General features: G+C 67.5%; 9 protein-coding genes and 4 pseudogenes. 8 read left to right on the forward strand and 5 right to left on the reverse strand.

Annotation, left to right across the window (positions count from 1 at the left end):
- Window positions 1-91: 91 nt before the first annotated feature.
- Entirely contained in the window at window positions 92-526 is a 435-nt protein-coding gene (locus SD37_RS20495; protein WP_145926676.1) for a hypothetical protein, read from the reverse strand.
- Window positions 527-838: 312 nt separating this feature from the next.
- Here SD37_RS20495 and SD37_RS42080 point away from each other — a divergent pair.
- A pseudogene (locus tag SD37_RS42080) lies at window positions 839-1,650 on the forward strand (IS5 family transposase); the annotation flags it as partial.
- Window positions 1,651-1,873: 223 nt separating this feature from the next.
- Here SD37_RS42080 and SD37_RS44195 read toward each other — a convergent pair.
- Entirely contained in the window at window positions 1,874-2,821 is a 948-nt protein-coding gene (locus SD37_RS44195) for a cold-shock protein (RefSeq protein ID WP_044853404.1), read from the reverse strand.
- Between the two features lie 1,315 nt (window positions 2,822-4,136).
- Here SD37_RS44195 and SD37_RS20515 point away from each other — a divergent pair.
- The 4 genes from SD37_RS20515 (at window position 4,137) to SD37_RS20530 (ending at window position 8,484) form a co-directional block, all read left to right on the forward strand.
- Window positions 4,137-4,673 (forward strand): MarR family winged helix-turn-helix transcriptional regulator, encoded by a 537-nt coding sequence (locus SD37_RS20515; RefSeq protein ID WP_236725433.1) that lies wholly within the window; start codon window positions 4,137-4,139, stop codon window positions 4,671-4,673.
- Between the two features lie 128 nt (window positions 4,674-4,801).
- The gene (locus SD37_RS20520) at window positions 4,802-6,325 is read left to right on the forward strand and encodes an MFS transporter (RefSeq protein ID WP_236725434.1); all 1,524 of its coding nucleotides are present in this window, start codon (window positions 4,802-4,804) and stop codon (window positions 6,323-6,325) included.
- A 71-nt stretch (window positions 6,326-6,396) separates the two neighbouring features.
- Entirely contained in the window at window positions 6,397-7,602 is a 1,206-nt protein-coding gene (locus SD37_RS20525; RefSeq protein WP_044853405.1) for an FAD-dependent monooxygenase, read from the forward strand.
- A 558-nt stretch (window positions 7,603-8,160) separates the two neighbouring features.
- A complete protein-coding gene (locus SD37_RS20530; RefSeq protein ID WP_065912899.1) occupies window positions 8,161-8,484 on the forward strand; it encodes a hypothetical protein in 324 nt (107 codons plus the stop codon).
- A gap of 140 nt (window positions 8,485-8,624) precedes the next feature.
- On the opposite strand, the gene SD37_RS20535 is transcribed toward SD37_RS20530, so the two are convergent.
- Both SD37_RS20535 and SD37_RS20540 read right to left on the reverse strand, forming a co-directional pair.
- Entirely contained in the window at window positions 8,625-10,847 is a 2,223-nt protein-coding gene (locus SD37_RS20535) for an Orn/Lys/Arg family decarboxylase (RefSeq protein ID WP_236725435.1), read from the reverse strand.
- Between the two features lie 963 nt (window positions 10,848-11,810).
- Window positions 11,811-12,278, reverse strand: a pseudogene (locus SD37_RS20540) (RICIN domain-containing protein); the annotation flags it as partial.
- A 389-nt stretch (window positions 12,279-12,667) separates the two neighbouring features.
- Between SD37_RS20540 and SD37_RS20545 the strand changes: the two are divergent.
- Entirely contained in the window at window positions 12,668-14,755 is a 2,088-nt protein-coding gene (locus SD37_RS20545; protein WP_236725436.1) for a hypothetical protein, read from the forward strand.
- Window positions 14,756-15,021: 266 nt separating this feature from the next.
- Here SD37_RS20545 and SD37_RS42085 read toward each other — a convergent pair.
- A pseudogene (locus SD37_RS42085) lies at window positions 15,022-15,472 on the reverse strand (error-prone DNA polymerase); the annotation flags it as partial.
- Window positions 15,473-15,490: 18 nt separating this feature from the next.
- Here SD37_RS42085 and SD37_RS42735 point away from each other — a divergent pair.
- A complete protein-coding gene (locus SD37_RS42735) occupies window positions 15,491-15,670 on the forward strand; it encodes a sensor histidine kinase (protein WP_174567844.1) in 180 nt (59 codons plus the stop codon).
- Window positions 15,615-15,947 (forward strand): annotated as a pseudogene (locus SD37_RS42090) (response regulator); the annotation flags it as partial. The gene SD37_RS42735 and the pseudogene SD37_RS42090, both read left to right, overlap by 56 nt.
- Window positions 15,948-16,088 lie beyond the last annotated feature (141 nt).

Here is a 16,088-nt window from a genome sequence, read left to right on the forward strand (position 1 = left end):
CTCAGGCCCAGGCATCTGGGCAAGATCCGTCCGAGCGAACCTCCTGGTCACGTCGGCGCGGCCGCAGCCACAGCGCAGGAGCCGCAGCAGGCTAGGCGGGCGCCGGTCGGAAATCGACCCGCTTCAGGTCGGGAATGGTCTCGGCCAGCACCAGATCGCACGTAACGTCGTCTGGATCCATCAACACCGCGCGGCCGTGCACATCGTAGAACAGCACCGGCCGCTCGCGCCCATCGTCGAACACCGCCACCAAGCCCGCCGGAGCCGATGTGAACGGCCCGGCCAACGGCGGGCCGAACTGCACGTCAATTCCGGCGTAGGGCAGCTTGACCCCTGCCATCTCCGGCCGCACCAGCCGTGTGCCGCCGGGGCCGAGCACCAGCGGATGCCCCTCATTGCTGAAGGCATAGATCGGGGTCGTCACACCTGGCTTGTGAGGGTCGTCCTCGAACCTGGCCCGCATGCCCGGCGGCGCAGCCACTGCAGGCCACTCACCGCGCGCCCTCTCCCCGTTGTCGTCGCTCATCACGCAAGCCTTCCACGATGCACCGTCGCTCGATTGCGGGCGCGGGCTGCTCATCATGCCGGGCCAGCGCGACGATGTGACCTACTGCCATGTCAGCCGTTGTTCCGCCACCGCTCGATTCGGAACTAACCCCTTCCGAAGCCGCCTCCTCTGCCCGCCACGACGTGTCTTTCATCGAGTGACACCGTGGCCAGCGGCCAAACTACGCGCGATCAAACAGGCGTTTCCCGATCGGTACAAAGACCTGGTCTCAAAACTTAAGGGTGTGTCACTGCGTAACCTGCCGGTCCTGGTCGTCAATCGTGGGCAGTCGTGGCGAAGACGACGCAGCAGCGGCGGGTCGAAGACCGGCTCTGGGAGCTGATCGAACCCCCTGATCCCGTCCCGACCAGCGCCGCGCGGTCCGGGTGGGCGGCCCCGGATCGATGACCGTGCCGCACCAGAGGGGATCTTGTTCGTGCTCGACACCGGCTGCCGCTGGCGAGACCTACCCGAGCAGCTCGGATGCGGGTCCGGGCACACCGCGTGGCGGCGGTTACGTGAGTGGCAGGACGCCGGCGTGTGGGACCGGCTGCACCAGCTCGTGCTCGACGAGCTGTCCGACATCGACGAGCTCGACGCGGTATCGGTGCGGTCGAAAAGGGGGCGAGCTGACCGGCCGCAGCCCCACTGACCGGGGTAAAGCCGGCTCCAAGTACCACGTTCTGTGCGACGCGAACGGGCTACCGCTGCACATCATGTTGTCGGCGGCAAACACCAACGACAGCATGCTGTTCGAGCCGCTGCTGGACACGAACCCGACCGTGCGCGGCCACCACGGCCGGGCGGGCCGGCCACGATGCCGACCGGACAAGCTGCACGCCGACAAGGGCTACGACTACCGCCGCAACCTGACCCGCCGCAGTATCAAGGTCCGTATCGCCCGGCGCGGGATTGAGGGCAAATCCCGCCTCGGCCGGGTCCGCTGGGTCGTCGAACGCACCATCTCCTGGCTGCTGCGGTTCAAACGCCTCGGGCTGCGCTACGACCGGACCGAACGCACCACGCTGGCGCTACTCACGCTGGCCCGCACCGTGATCAACGTCCGCCGACTCATGAAGATCGAGCTCTGCGACCAGGTCTAACGCATCCATTCACTCGTATGGGATACATCGGTAGCTCTGTGTCGTTGGGTGGGGGTGAGCTTCTGAGCGCGGAGCAGGTCATCGGGTCGACAGGGGGCCCCCGTCACCACGAGGGAGATCGATCTCCTGGAGGAGGCTGCAGCCGCGTTGCTGACGGCACCATCGACGGGGATGAACGAGCACTCTCGTCGGGAAGTGATCAGCCATCGGTGGGGCCGCCTCTTCAGAGGCGCTCGATGCGGTCGGCCTGCGGGCCCCGGTCGCTCTGACGCACCGTGTACCGGACCCGGTCACCCTTCTGCAGCGGCTCCGACCCCATGATCACGGACACGTGGGCGAAGAGATCGTCGCCGCCTGCGTCCGGGGTGATGAAGCCGAAGCCGCGGTCGCCGTCGTAGCGCGCGACGACGCCCTCGCCGCCTCGTACGGGCACGTCCCGCGCCGCCGGCCCTGCGGCCGCGGCCGGCGCCGACCGCTGCGGCGCCGCCTGGGGCTCGGCGCCCCGGACCAGGTGCACGTCGCGGGCCTGCGGGCCCTTGTCTCCACTAACCACCTCGTAGGCGACGCGGTCGCCCTCCGCGAGCCACGTCAGCCCCTCGGCCAGGGCCCGCGCGTGAACGAAGACGTCCTCGGCGCCGGAGTCGGGGTTGATGAAGCCGAAGCCCTTGTCCTCGTCGTACCAGGCCACCGTGCCGTCGGCACCGTCCGCGATACCGGCCGCAGCGGGCGAGCCGGCCCCTGCTCCCAGCGGGATCACGTGCTCGGCCTGCGGGCCGCGCTCGCCTTCGACGACCAGGAAGGCCACCCGCTGCCCCTCGGTGACCACGCCGCCGGTCACGATGGCGGAGCTGTGCACGAAGACGTCGGTGCCGCCGCCGTCCGGCGACGCGAAGCCGTACCCCTTGCCCGGCTCGTACCAGGTGACGGTGCCGAGCAGGCCCACGACGCTGCCGGTGGCCGCATCGGCGGTGACGCGAACGCGCAGCGCCTGGGGCCCGCGGTCGTTCTCACCGACCTCGAACACGACGGCCTGACCCTCGCGGAGCACTCTCGCGCCGCCGTCCCCGACGATCTCGGAGGCGTGCACGAACACGTCCGGCGAGTCGTCCTCGGGTGCGAGGAAGCCGAAACCCCGTTCGGCGTCGAACCAACGGACGGTCCCTTGCGGCATAAAAGGCTCCAGGTCGAGAGGGCGGGCACTGGCCCCCAGTCTCCCTGACAGACCTCCGGTCCGTCGGGCCGGGCCCACAGGCGGGCGGTGCGGGGCCAGGGGCGGGCCGTTGGTTCACCTAGCGACACACCGAGCCTTGAGACCAGGTCTAAAGGCTGTGTCGAATTTCAGGGAACCGCTGACCGAGCTTTGAACGCCCCCTCTGCAGGACGGGCTGTTTGTGCTGGTCAGAACCGGTTGCTACCGGGCCTCAAAAGGCCCAGAAGTTCCACAGTGGACAGTGCGGTGACCCGGAGGTCAAACCGGAGCGAGTCGCTCGGCGGCATGCCATCCAGGCGTACCCCGACCTTTCTCGTCGCATTCTTCATGTGAGGCCACAAGGGGGCATCGGCGAGGTTTTCTGCCACTCGACACCGCGAAGCCGCTCACGATGAAAAATGCGTGGTTCTGATGCAAGTCGTACGCCGACCACCGTATTCGTTTCATCAAGGAAAAGTGTATAGTTTTTATGCGCTCCGCACCTCGACAGCGGTACCCGCCGTCGATTACCTACAGTAGTTGTTCGCCGCCTGAGTTGGGTGCTGGCCTGCGGTTCGACCCCGGTCGGCGCCGCGCTGAGGCAGGGCGGCGTGGGTGATACCTGCGGGTATCACCCATATGTTGTGGGGGCCAAAGAATCAAGTGCTTCGTCGTGCCGTGTCCCGCTCCCGTCCCGCACCTGGTTACCTATGAACCGGCCATACAACGTGTCCTGATTGAGCACGACGCGGACATTCGATTTCGCCCGGTTCCGGGTCCTCCGGGACGACCCGGAAACATGAAACTTCCGCTACCCGGAGGTGGAAGCGGAGCTCACTCGGCCTACTTGATCTGCACGCTCCACCCACCAGGAGAGCATCCACGCCCGACCGACAGCGTCCCGTCAACGACACCGCGGAATCACCGGACGGACAGGACACCGACCACGGCATCCCGGTCATCGTCGACGTCGTCTCCCTGACCAGTGATCAACTCGCCATCGCGCTGCACCGGTCCCCGGCGACGACATGCCCGTCCTACTCGATGACCTGTACTGGCACTAGCTCATCACCGACCACGACATGCCGTTTCGTAGAAGGCGATCAAAGTGCGAAGGTCGCGGAATCGCAGGGTAGGCCAGATCTGGGGCCGGCCGGGATGAGCCCGGCCGTGCTCATGGTCGCCATGAGGACCAGACGCCAGGAGTGAGGCAGCTGCAGGGGAAGACCTTGGCCTGATGGCAACCGTCACACAATTTAACTAAGCTAGTTAGTTACTTATCTAGTAGTCTACTGTCATGACCTCCTCAACTCACGGCTCTCGTCGCGCCGACATGCCGCTCGCCACCAGGCCGGACCACCTGTCTGGTCGGCGGCCGGTCGAGTCCCCCGGTGTGGGGAACGCGGTGATGGAACGCCTGCAAGAGGTAGGGACGCTGACGCGGCTGGTCGAACAGGGTCTGAGCGTCGCTCTGGGGATCAACGCCACGGACCTGGCGGCGATGGAGCACCTCACCACCGACGGCCCGCTGACCGCCAAAGAACTCGCGGACAGGCTTCGGGTCTCGACCGCAGCGAGCACGCACATCGTGGACCGGCTCGAGAAGGCCGGGCACGTCGTCCGCCGCCCGCACGCCACCGATCGCCGCAAGATACTGGTCGAGCCGGTCACGGAGTCGATGGACCGGCTCGTCGGGCACCTGCATCCGCTGCTGCGCGGCGTGGAAGGCCTCGTCGAAGCGCTGGCCCCCCGCGACCGGGATGTCGTGGAGGCCTTTTTGACCGGTGTCGTGCAGATCTACACGGACACGGCGGACTCCTTCCCCCGCCGCTGACTCTTCTCACCGCGGCAGGCAAGCCCACCACACCCACCCATCGGGGGCGCATTCGTTCCGCACGGATGTCCTCCGGCGTACGAACGCGCCCTGAAAACGGGCACTACCACCAGAATCCGGAGAAAATCATGTCCGTACCCGAGAAGAAGATGTCGCCGCGGGCGGTGTGGTGGCTGCTGGCCACGGTGCTCGTCGTCGAGTTGATGGACCTGCTCGACTCGACGATCGTCAACGTGGCAGGACCCTCACTGGAGCAGTCCCTGGGATCAAGCCCGGTCGGGCTGCAGTGGGTCATCGGCGGCTACGCCCTGACCCTCGGCGCGGGCCTCGTGCTCGGCGGACGGCTCGGTGACCGCTACGGCCGCCGTCCGATGTTCCTGTTCGGACTTGTGGCCTTCACCGTCGCGTCGCTGCTGTGCGCGATCGCGCCGAACATCGAAACGCTGATCACCTTCCGGCTGGCCCAGGGCGTGGCGGGGGCGATGATGCTGCCGCAGGGCCTCGGCATCCTGCGCGACAACCTGGCACCCCGCGATCTCACCAAGGCCCTCGCCGTCTTCGGACCGGTGCTGGGACTCGGCGGTGTCCTGGGCCCGGTCGTAGGTGGCGCCCTGGTCGACGGGGACCTGTTCGGCCTCGGCTGGCGGCTGGTGTTCCTCGTCAACGTCCCGATCGGTCTAGTCGCACTGGTGTTCGCCTGGCGGCTGGTGCCCCGCGACAGCGGAACCAGGACGCTGCGCGTGGACATCGTCGGAGCCGTGCTTGTCGCCGCCGCGTCCGCGCTGCTGGTCCTTCCGCTCAACGAGGGGCAGGCCGCGGGATGGCCGTTGTGGACGTGGCTTTCGCTGTCCGCCGCCGCGCTCGGCTATGTCGGATTCGCGCTGCGGCAGCGCCGGGTCGTGCGCCTGGACCGCGACCCGCTGGTCACCCCGGCCCTGTTCGGCAAACCCGCGTTCACCGTCGGACTGGTCGCGGTCGCGTTGTTCTTCGGCGGCTTGATCGGCACCCAGCTGGTGCTCACGTTCTTCCTGCAGATCGGCCAGGGTTTCACCGCCGGGCAGGCCGGGCTGGGCAATCTGCCGGTCGCGCTGGGCACCGCGGTCGGCGGCGGGATCAGCGGCGGGCTGCTCGCGGCGAAGCTCGGCCGCCGGGTGTTGCAGGCCGGGGCCATCGTCCAGTTCGCCGGTGTCGCCTGGCTGTGGCTCGCACTGGCCGACACCACCGGTTTCACGATCTGGCGGATCGTGCCCGGCAGCGCCGTCGCCGGCATCGGCGCGGGCATCGTGATCGCCGCGGTGTTCAACACCGTGCTCGGCGCCGTCGACGACGACGAGGTCGGCTCCGCCTCCGGCGTCCTGTCCGCGGTCCAGTCCATCGGCGGCTCGGTCGGTGTCGCGGTGTTCAGCACCGTGTTCTTCGCCGGCGCCCTCAGCGGCGCGGTGACCGAGAGCTTCCGCGACGCCCTCGTGGTCCAGGCGATCGTCATCGGACTGTTCCTGCTCATCTCACCGCTGTTCCCCCGTCGCGCCCGACCCGACGACGCGGACCTCGCCGCCGATACCGACACCACGAGACCGGCGGACATCGTGGACGCGGACACCACGCTGGCGAGCGCCGCGCCGGCCTCCCAGACCGCCGACGGCTCTCGTTGATCGGCACCGGACACCACACCCCGGTGCCCACGATCAGGCACCCCAGCACCACTGCGTGAGGAGGACACCCCATGTCCCGCACCATCCTGATCTCCGGCGCCAGCATCGCCGGCCCCGCCCTGGCCTACTGGCTTCACCAGCACGGCATGACCGCGACCGTGATCGAACGTGCGCCGGAGCTACGCCCTGGCGGGCAGACCGTCGACCTGCGCGGTGCCGGCCGCACCGTCATCGAACGGATGGGTCTCGAGCAGGCCGTCCGCGACCGCGTCACCCACGAGGAGGGAATGCATTTCGTCGACGATCGCAACCGGATCCGTGCGTCGTTCGACACCGATTCCCTGGACGGCGACGGGTTCGTCACCGAACTGGAACTCCTGCGCGGTGAACTCGCCGGCCTGCTTCACCGGCGCACCCGAGACGACGTCGACTACGTCTTCGGCGACGAGATCACCGGGCTGGCCGACACCGGCGACGGCGTGGACGTCACCTTCCGCAACGGCACGGACCGGCGCTTCGACCTGGTCGTCCTCGCCGACGGTTTCCGGTCCCGCACCCGGGACCTCGTCTTCGCCGACCTCGCCCGCACCCGCTCGTTCGGCCTGTACACCGCCTACTTCACCATTCCCCGCGCCGAGTCCGACGGCCGCTGGGCCCGCTGGTACAACGCCCCCGGCCGCCGCGTCGTCCTCCTGCGCCCCGACAACCAAGGCACCACCCGCGCCTCACTATCCTTCCTGTACCCGCAACCCGGGCTCGAACGGCTGCAACCCCTTGCACAGCAGGACTTCCTGCGCCGCCACTACGCCGACGCCGGTTGGGAAACCCCACGCGTGCTCGACACCATGGCCGATTCCCCGGACTTCTACTTCGAATCCATCGGCCAGATGCACCTCAAGCACTGGTCACGCGGCCGCATCGCGGCCGTCGGCGACGCCGCCTATTGCGCCTCCCCACTCAGCGGCATGGGCACCAGCCTCGCCCTCGTCGGCGCCTACGTCCTCGCCGGCGAACTCAGCCGGCACACCGACCACCACGACGCCTTCCACGCCTACGAAACCATCATGCGGCCCTACGTCGCACAAGCACAGAAAGTCCCCTGGATCGCACCCCGGCTGGCCTCCCCGAAAACCCGCACCGGCATCCGGCTCCTCAACACCATCGCAAGCCTCGCCACCAACCCCAAAATCAGCCGCCTCGCCACCCGATTCACCAACCCACCCTCAGACGCCATCGACCTCCCCACCTACCCCCACACCCAGCCGACCCCGCCCTGAGCAGCGCACGACCCACCCCGTACAGGACGACGCCACACCCCCACCAGAGATACCGGTTGCACAACAGACTGCGCCACGTCACCGATGTGTCTCCCCTCGGCAGGCGCCCCGTCGCCCGCCGAATCAACCTACAAGGGCAATGTCCCCGACCCGCGCGGCGGCATCCGGCACGTCCTGCCCGGCACCGACCCCGACCGATGGCACAACTAAAACCATCCGTCCAGACCGCCGAGGACGTTCCCAGGCGGCATCTCAGACAAGGTCCTTGCGCGGGTGATCACTAAAGACGTCGGCGACCGGGAGGGGAATATGTCGTCACAATCCAGCGTGGTCCGGGCGCACCAGGACGCGCCGGAGCTTCGCCAGTTCGACGGCATCATTTCGATACTGCCGGGTCGTCCGCGGGTCGGGTGGCAAGGCACGGTAGGTCACCGAGCGGAAGGGTGCGCGACACCGTTTTCCGGAGTGGCAGGGCGGGGACCAGCCAGGGGACGTCATGACTTTCACTCGGGGGTTGCCAAGCCGCAGCGCGGCTGTCACGACAAGGAATGGTGGTTCATGGGGTTGGGTTCCTGGATCGGCCGCGAACTCGCGATCAAGGTTCGTTCTCGGCGCGCTGCACGGCTGGATGCCGAACGATCGGCGAAGGTGGACGCCTGGGCGGGGAAGCATCGAGTACTCAGTACCTTCGCCTCAGGGCTGATCTTTGCCGCAATCGCCTGGTGGATGGCGGAAAGACGCGACGGTTCCACCCTGGGAGAGATTCTCGTGTGGGAGTTGGTCCTGGTTCCGGCCGGACTGATCAGCGCTTGGATCGCCTGTACACGCATCAGACGGCGCGCGCTCGCTTCGACTGACCGGAAGTCTCCGCACTCGACCTGAAGGGCCGTTCCGCCTGGAACGACGTCGATGCGCAGCGAAACAAGCGGCCTGGTCTCGCGTGATCCTGTTGTCTTGCGTCCGCTGTGGATCCAGTGGTTTTGGCAAGACGGACTACACGACACCAGGTATCACCGGTGTGGTCACCGCAGGCAGGTGATCCAGTAGCTTCCCGCGAGCTCCCGGCTGACACCATGGGTCTCACTGGGGAAACCGGGGAATTCCCGGTCGAACGTTTCCAGCGCGCGCAGATAACGCAACACGGGACCGTCCGCGTCGCCGGTGCTCTCACCGGGCATGAGCACCGGGATTCCCGGCGGGGTGGTGACGACCTGCGTCGCGACGGTACGTCCGGCGATGTCGGCGAGACGGACCGGTTCCGTTCCACCGCGAATGAGGCGTTGGTAGGTCTGCGCCGGAGTGAGGACGGCCGGGGTCGGATGCGTGAACGCCTCGTCGAGCAACGCGGTCAGCTCGCTCTTGCTGAGCTGGGTGTGCATCTGTGCGCAGAGCCCGGACAGCGTGAGGTGCCGGTACCGGTCGGGATGGGCTTTCACGAGGCCCGGCAGGACGTCGGTGACGGTCGCCTCCGAGTCGTACAGACTCTTGAAGTCCAGCAGCGCGTCGAGCAGGGTGCCCCACTTGCCCTTGGTGATGCCCATCGAGAACAGGATCAGGCAGGTGTACGCGTCGGTCTTCTCCACGACGATCCCACGTGCCTCCAGGTACATCGTGAGAATACGGGCCGGGATGCCCATCTCGGAGACGTTGCCCCGCGCGTCCACACCCGGGCAGGTGATCGACACCTTGATGGGATCGAGCAGGCAGTAGCCGTCCTCCATGCCTTCAAAGCCATGCCAGTGCGCGCCGGGAGCCAGCGTCCAGCAGCCGGGCACGGTGCGCAGCAGCTCGAGCGGGGCGTCGGCGAAGGCGTGCAGCCGCCCGGTGGCGGGATCGGTGACCTCAGTCGGCTGCCAGGTGCCGAAGAACCAGCCGGGCCGGTCACCGGCCTCGCGGATGCGCGCGCCGAGCCGGGCCACCGCCTGGCGGAACCGGATGGCCTCGGTGATCGCCTCGTCGGTGAGCCACCGGCCACCCGCGCCGTCCATCATGGCGGCGGCCACGTCGAGTCCGGCGATCATGGGATACATCGGCGAGGTGGTGGCGTGCATCATGAACGTCTCGTTGAACTGCCGGTGCTCGACCGGTGATCTCGGCGAGTTCTTGACGTGCACCATCGAGCTCTGCGACATGGCGGCGAGCAGCTTGTGTGTCGACTGGGTGGAGAAGATCGTCGGTCGCACGTCGTCGGTCAGCGCGTCGGCGTCGACGGACATGCCATAGCGGCGGGCGTAAAGCGGATTGAACCGGGCGTAGGCGAACCACGCTTCGTCCAAGTGCAGCCGCGGCACGGAAGCGCCGAGCAACTCGGCGACGCGGACGGCGTCGTAACACAATCCGTCGTAGGTCGAGTTGGTGATCACCGCGTACACGGGTTCCGCGCCGGCGGCCCCCTCGGTGAACGGGCTGCGCCGGATCTGGGCCGCCACCGCTTCGGCTGCCATGACCGACGGCGGGATCGGTCCCATGAGTCCGTAACCGTTGCGTGTGGGCACGAGGTAGACCGGTCTGCCTCCGGTGAGTGTCAAGCCATGGTAGATGGCTTTGTGGCAGTTGCGGTCGACAAGCACCAGCTCGTCGGCGGCGATGCTGGCGTGGCAGGCGATCCGGTCCGCGGTGGAATCTCCGTGCAGCACGAAGTACGTCAAGTCCGCGCCGAAGATCCGCGCGGCGTTGCGCTCGGCCTCGCCGATCGGGCCGCTGTGTTCGAACAGCGACCCGAGTTCGGCTACGGAGATCGACAGATCGGTGCGGAACAACCGTTCGCCGTAGTAGTCGAAGAACGCCCTGCCGACCGGTGATTTCAGGAACGCCACGCCACCCGCGTGCGCCGGGGTGTGCCATGAGTACTCGTGCGTGTCCTCGAACCGGAGCAGCTCCCGGAAGAACGGCGGAAGCACACCGTCGAGGTACCTCTGGGCGGCGACCCCGATCCGGCCGGCGATGAACGCCGGCGTGTCCTCCAGCAGCCAGACGTAGCCGGACACCACCTCCGAAACCCACAACGGGAGATCGTCGACCGAGGTCGCCGTGGTCACCAGGAAGACCGGAAGCTTGGTGAACCTCCCCATGAGCGCCTTCAGCACGGTCTCCGGCGTATCGAGGTCCCACGACACCAACGCCGCCGAGAGATCCGCCCGGCTTTGCGTCAATGCCAGCGCGTCCTCGGCCGTGTCCGCCCACGCGACCGCGTGCCCCTCGTCGCTCAGGCAGGCGCAGATCCGGTCCAGCTGATCGCGTGTCACCGCGCCATTCGAAGGGCGATCCAGCGCTACCAATACCGTTGAGCGAGACACGTCGACTCATTCCGCCAGGCGACAGGGCTATTCAAGCAGTCTTGGGCCGAATGGCCTATCTGTCGATGCCGCGAACGCGTAAGGAATTCGCCCCGAATGGATCAACACCCGCGCGGTTGTCACCTCTTCCCCGTCCCTGAGCCGCCATACGAGCGATCGGGCTGTGCGCAAGAGTGACATGGCCTGGAGGGGGATATGGCCGTCGAGGACGTCGGTCAGGGCCAGGCGGATTCGGGTGTCGCCGACGGGTAGTTCGCGGAGCCGCTGGAGTACGGCGGGTTGTCCGGTGAGGGCGTGGGCGGGGATGGCGAACTGGAGCAGTCCGGGCTGTATGCCTTGGCCTCACGCGGGGTCGTAAGGTTCTGGCTGTATGGCGAGCAAGGCACGCAGCCTTTGTAAAGCGTTGCGTCCGTGCTCGGCAACCGTGTGAAGATCGTGTTTGTCAGCTGCCCCGCGGGCCGTTGGAGTTGACGTGGGAGCTGTCGCTGTTCAGCGACGCCACGCTCCACGAGATGATCGGCGCACGACGGGCAACTTTGAGAACGACGGCACCGCGTCCGGCCGTCGGCTGAGGCCGCGAAGGCACCATTCTGGGGCAAGGAAGGCCAGTTTCACACAAAAACCGCTAGCCTCACCCGAGCCAGCCGACGCAGAAGCGGAGCGACCCTGCCGATGGGCGCGGGAAGCAGGGGCGCGGATTATCGTTCTCACCGCGATGAACAGCGAAACTCTCGAACTCGACAATGACGTCTTTGCCGGCTTGCCCCGATGGCTCTGGAAGCGCATTCTCTCTGCGTCACCTATCGGTCAACATGCGACTAGAAAGCCACTGCGACCGCAGCCTGTTCATGCGAGCCAGAGTAGGAGGTTCCGGGCACTGTCTTCGGGGAGCGGCGAAGATCTTCGCGACGCGGCCCCGTGCGGCTGCAAGCCCCCAGGGATTTCCAGGCACTTGCCGCTGCCCTGGTCGACCAGGCGGAAGGTGCTGTAGCCGTACCGGTCGACGGCGTGCACCTCGGCCTTCCACAGCTGCGCATCGCCGCCGTAGCAGGGCCACTGCTGCACGCGGGTGCCGTTGGCCGGGTAGCCGTTGATGACGTCGAGGCACATGCCGCTATGCCGCGCACTGATCGTGTAGTACTCGCCAACCCGCTTGATCTCCCATTGCTGGTTCCGCTCGCCGTGGAACGACCACGTGCGGATGGGCGCCATCCTCTCGGTGCTCGCGTCGGGGACGTCGAACACCAGGCTGGTCTGCGGGTTGCTGAGCTAGGCGCGGGTGAAGTCGTAGATGAACGGCGGCACTGCGGCTTGTGCGGGTGCCACCGGTACCAGACCGATGGCGGCCACGATCGGCAGAATTCGCGTAAGCAGACGCATGTCCTGCTCCTTCCGGGTCGAGGTTGGTCGACCTGGTTCGGGTGGCAGGACGGCGAGATGTCACGGCGCCGGTGAGTTCACTCCAACGGCCCACCGCGGGGCCTGATGAAAAGGCTCACGTGCTGATCGATCACCTGCGGCATGCTCTCCACCGCCCCGGCCGTCAAGAAGCTGATCCCGGATACAACGCACGCTCATGCCGAATATCGGACGTCATCCGGCTCTCGACGGTCCGCCGGTAAACGAGTTCGTGGCGGATGAGGGTGTCGGGATGATCGGCCCAGGACTCGCGGCGGGGGGTGAGAACTCGATATGCCGAGACCGCGTGAACTCGTATCCGCCCGCGAGCGGATACGAGTCACATGGTCCACTCATCGAGCGAGAGGCAGTTGATGAATCGGGCAAGCACGCATTTCCGGCGAGCTGTTCTACTGAGTACGGCGCTGATATCAGGGCTGCTGGCGGTATCGGGCGTACAGGCGGTGGCGGCCGCGGGCTACCAGCTGACGCTGCGCATGATCGACCGCAACGGCGCCGTGGCGACCGCGAGCTCTCGCGCGACGTTCGACGTGATCGGCCTCAGCGATGGCGGCCGTGTACGCGACGTACCCGCCGGGACCACCCTGCGGCTGCCCGCCGACCGTTACGCGCTGGTGGGCAGCCTGATCACGCCGCGCCCTGGGCTGGATCCCTCGATGGCCGCGATGGCCCACCCGGAGCTCAACCTGACGCGCGACACCACCGTCACCCTGGACACCCGCCAGACCGCGAAGGTCACCGCGAACGTCGATCAGCCAGAGGTGACCGGGGGCAGCTCGCTGGTCGAGATGGGCGTGCGCGTGGGCGCCGACCGGACGCAGTCCGTGGTGTTCCCGTTCGAACAGCGTTTCCAGGAGATGTTCGCCGGTACGCTGCCGGGCACCTCGTCGACCGCCTTCTACTTCGGCGCCAGCCACCGCCTGGAACAACCGCGGCTGGAACTGTTCGGCGAACAGCCGAAGCGTTTCCCCGTCCCCGTTGCGGCGGTCGGCGCACCCCTGCCGGTGGGGTCATGGACGCCCGCGCTGGCGTTCGGCGGCGCGGGTCGCCAGGAAGACTTGGCCGGAGTCGAGGTGCGCGATCGGCTGGTGGTGCTCGAACTGCCCTCGGACACCACCCTGGAGACTCTGGCGGAACGGGTCGCCACGGTGCACGAGCACGGCGGCGCGATGGTGGCCGCATGGTTACGCCCTGCCGACGCGGTGCGCCAGGGCACGGAGCTGTCGGGGCAGCCGGGCAGCCGGATCGCGGCCGCGGCGACCGCCGGGAAACCGTCCGGTCAACTGACCGGCTCCAAGGCCGCCGAGGCACTGGTACTGCCGACCCTCCAGATCGGCGGCGCGAACGCCGAGCGGTTCGCCGCGTCAGCCCGGGCCGGTGGCAGCACCGCGACGGTGAGCGCCCGTCAGGAGATCCGGGACGCCTATGAATTGTCCTTTCCGGCCACCGGGCGGGTCCCGGCGCAACTCGAGCACTCGGTGCGCAAGTCCGAGCTCGCGGCGGTGACCATGGCTTTCCACGGCTACTCGGCGGAGTCCCCGCCCCAGATGCACGCGATCCACAGGGTGGCAGGGGTACGTCTGGGAATGTCCCGGCTGGGCTATGGAACACCGGGGCTCGTTCGAGCGGAACGCCAGGAGTACTACACGCCGGGAACCTGGGCCTTCCTCAACGCGCTGGTGAGCCAAACTCCGAGCGTCGGCGGCGATCTCCGGGGTGAGGAACTCTTCGCGGCGGGCAAAAGCTACCGGCTGGCCTGGAACGGCGCGGTCACCGGCCCCGGCTTCCGCGGCAAGCGCGACTATCCGGCCGACAAGCCCTGGGCCGGACGCGCCACGCAGGAGATCGACATCAGCATCCCGTTGTTCTCAGATGGTGCCGGGCACACCGGAACCGCGGACTTGGACGCGCCGGGTGACCGTGGCAGCACCGCGCTCTACCGCGAAGGCCGCCTTTTCGGCAGTCAGGCGACTCCCGGGCGCGCGGTATTCGTGGCGCCGTCCGAGGAGGCCGGTTACCGGCTGACCACGGAGGCAGAGCGCGACGAACCCTGGGCACCGTTGTCCACCAAGGTTTCCGCCGAATGGACCTTCCGCAGCGGGTACGTTCAGGGGCCGAGCCGGGCGCTGCCGCTGCTGGAGGTGCGGTACACCCCGGCGGTGGATCTTGCCAATAGTGCGCCGGGCGGCGGTAGCTTCACCGTCCCGGTCACCGTGTCCCGGCAGGACGGTCCCGCCGCGATCACCGGCCTTCAGGTCGAAGCGTCCTACGACGGTGGCATCACCTGGCGGGCCGCGAAGGTGAGCGGGCAGGGCGGCCGGTACAACGCCGAGCTCCACCACCCGGCGACCGGATCTGTCTCCCTGCGTGCGAAAGCCGCCGATGCCGACGGGAACACCACGATCCAGAGCATCACTCACGCTTACCGGCTCCGCTGACACCGGTTGCGCCCCGCTCTTACACAGAATTTGAGAGGTCGGGTGTGTGGAAACAAGGACGTCGAGTGTCTCTGTTTCCACACGCCCGTCATCCGGCGCCATCTCTGTTCCACGAATAACGGTGTCCAACGCACTCTCATGCCGCTGGGCGTGCGTTGGCATTCCATCAGGCCAACAAGCTGGCTGAGAATTCGACTCGGGAGAGGGGGGCGGACACGATGCACTTGCTGAACAGGGATCTGTCATCTCGATGTCAGTCCGGTGAAGACGTCGATGTCCGGGTAGCCGTCACGTTCCGGTGCGAGGAACCGTTCGAACAACAGCCCGTAGCGGACGGCGTCGACGCTGGTGATCCGCAACGCGAAACACACCGCGGAGTTCGCCGCCGCCCCCCCCCGGCCCTGGCACAGGATCCCGGCTTCGCGCGCGAACCGCACGATGTCCCACACGATCAGGAAAAACCCGGGGAACCCCAGCTCGGTGATCACGTCGAGTTCGTAGTCCAGCTGCGCGTAGGCCCTCGGCGCTTCCGCTCCGGCGCGACCAAAGTGAGGCCGACCGCGCACTCCACCCCCAGCAACGCCGCCCGCTGCACCGCACCCGGACAGCGGCGAAGATCTCTGCCATCTCCTCCCCCGACCGCAGGAACTGCATCCCCGCCGCCGGGCGCTCAGCAACGTCGCCCGCCACGCGTCGGCACAGCGAGCCGCGATCCGGACCGCGACGGCGAACCGGATGCTGACAGCGACCGTGGAAGATGACGGCCAGGGCGGTACGGAGTCCGAGGAGGGCAATGGAATACGTGGCATGCGAGAACGGGCGCGGCTACTCGGCGGCAGCGTGAGCGCCGGTCCGCGCGATGGCCGGGGATGGCGAGTACGGGCGACGATCCCGCTGGACGGAGACGGCTCGTGATCAAGGTGATCGTCGCCGACGACCAGACGCGGCCAGGGACGGCCTGCGGTTGCCGCTGGCCGGAGAGCCCGGTATCGAGGTGATCGGCGCGGCCGTCGACGGGACCGACCTGCTCACCCTTGCCCGCTATCGGCGGCCCGATGTGGTGCTCACCGACATCCGCATGCCCGGAATGGACGGCATCGGCGCCATCGAACGACTGCGCGAACTCGAACCGGAACCGGCGGTCGTCGCAGTGACCACCTTCGACCTCGACGAATACCTCTTCGGTGCCCTGCAAGCCGGAGCCGTCGGCTTCGTCCTCAAAGACAGCGCCCCGGAGTTGTTCGTCCACGCCGCGCGAAACGGAGGTGTTGCGCGGTCTCTCCCGTGGATCGACCAACGCGGAACTCGCCGACGAACTCGATCGTCGCCGCGC

Origin of the sequence: Amycolatopsis orientalis (assembly GCF_000943515.2) — a bacterium.
In the GTDB taxonomy this organism is placed as follows: domain Bacteria; phylum Actinomycetota; class Actinomycetes; order Mycobacteriales; family Pseudonocardiaceae; genus Amycolatopsis; species Amycolatopsis orientalis.

What these genes read in the sequence shown, in the direction of transcription:
- SD37_RS20495 (WP_145926676.1), bottom strand. Translation starts at nt 526, where the DNA reads ATGAGCGACGACAACGGGGAGAGGGCGCGCGGTGAGTGGCCTGCAGTG.
- SD37_RS44195 (WP_044853404.1), bottom strand. Translation starts at nt 2,821, where the DNA reads ATGCCGCAAGGGACCGTCCGTTGGTTCGACGCCGAACGGGGTTTCGGC.
- SD37_RS20515 (WP_236725433.1), top strand. Translation starts at nt 4,137, where the DNA reads ATGACCTCCTCAACTCACGGCTCTCGTCGCGCCGACATGCCGCTCGCC.
- SD37_RS20520 (WP_236725434.1), top strand. Translation starts at nt 4,802, where the DNA reads ATGTCCGTACCCGAGAAGAAGATGTCGCCGCGGGCGGTGTGGTGGCTG.
- SD37_RS20525 (WP_044853405.1), top strand. Translation starts at nt 6,397, where the DNA reads ATGTCCCGCACCATCCTGATCTCCGGCGCCAGCATCGCCGGCCCCGCC.
- SD37_RS20530 (WP_065912899.1), top strand. Translation starts at nt 8,161, where the DNA reads ATGGGGTTGGGTTCCTGGATCGGCCGCGAACTCGCGATCAAGGTTCGT.
- SD37_RS42735 (WP_174567844.1), top strand. Translation starts at nt 15,491, where the DNA reads ATGCTGACAGCGACCGTGGAAGATGACGGCCAGGGCGGTACGGAGTCC.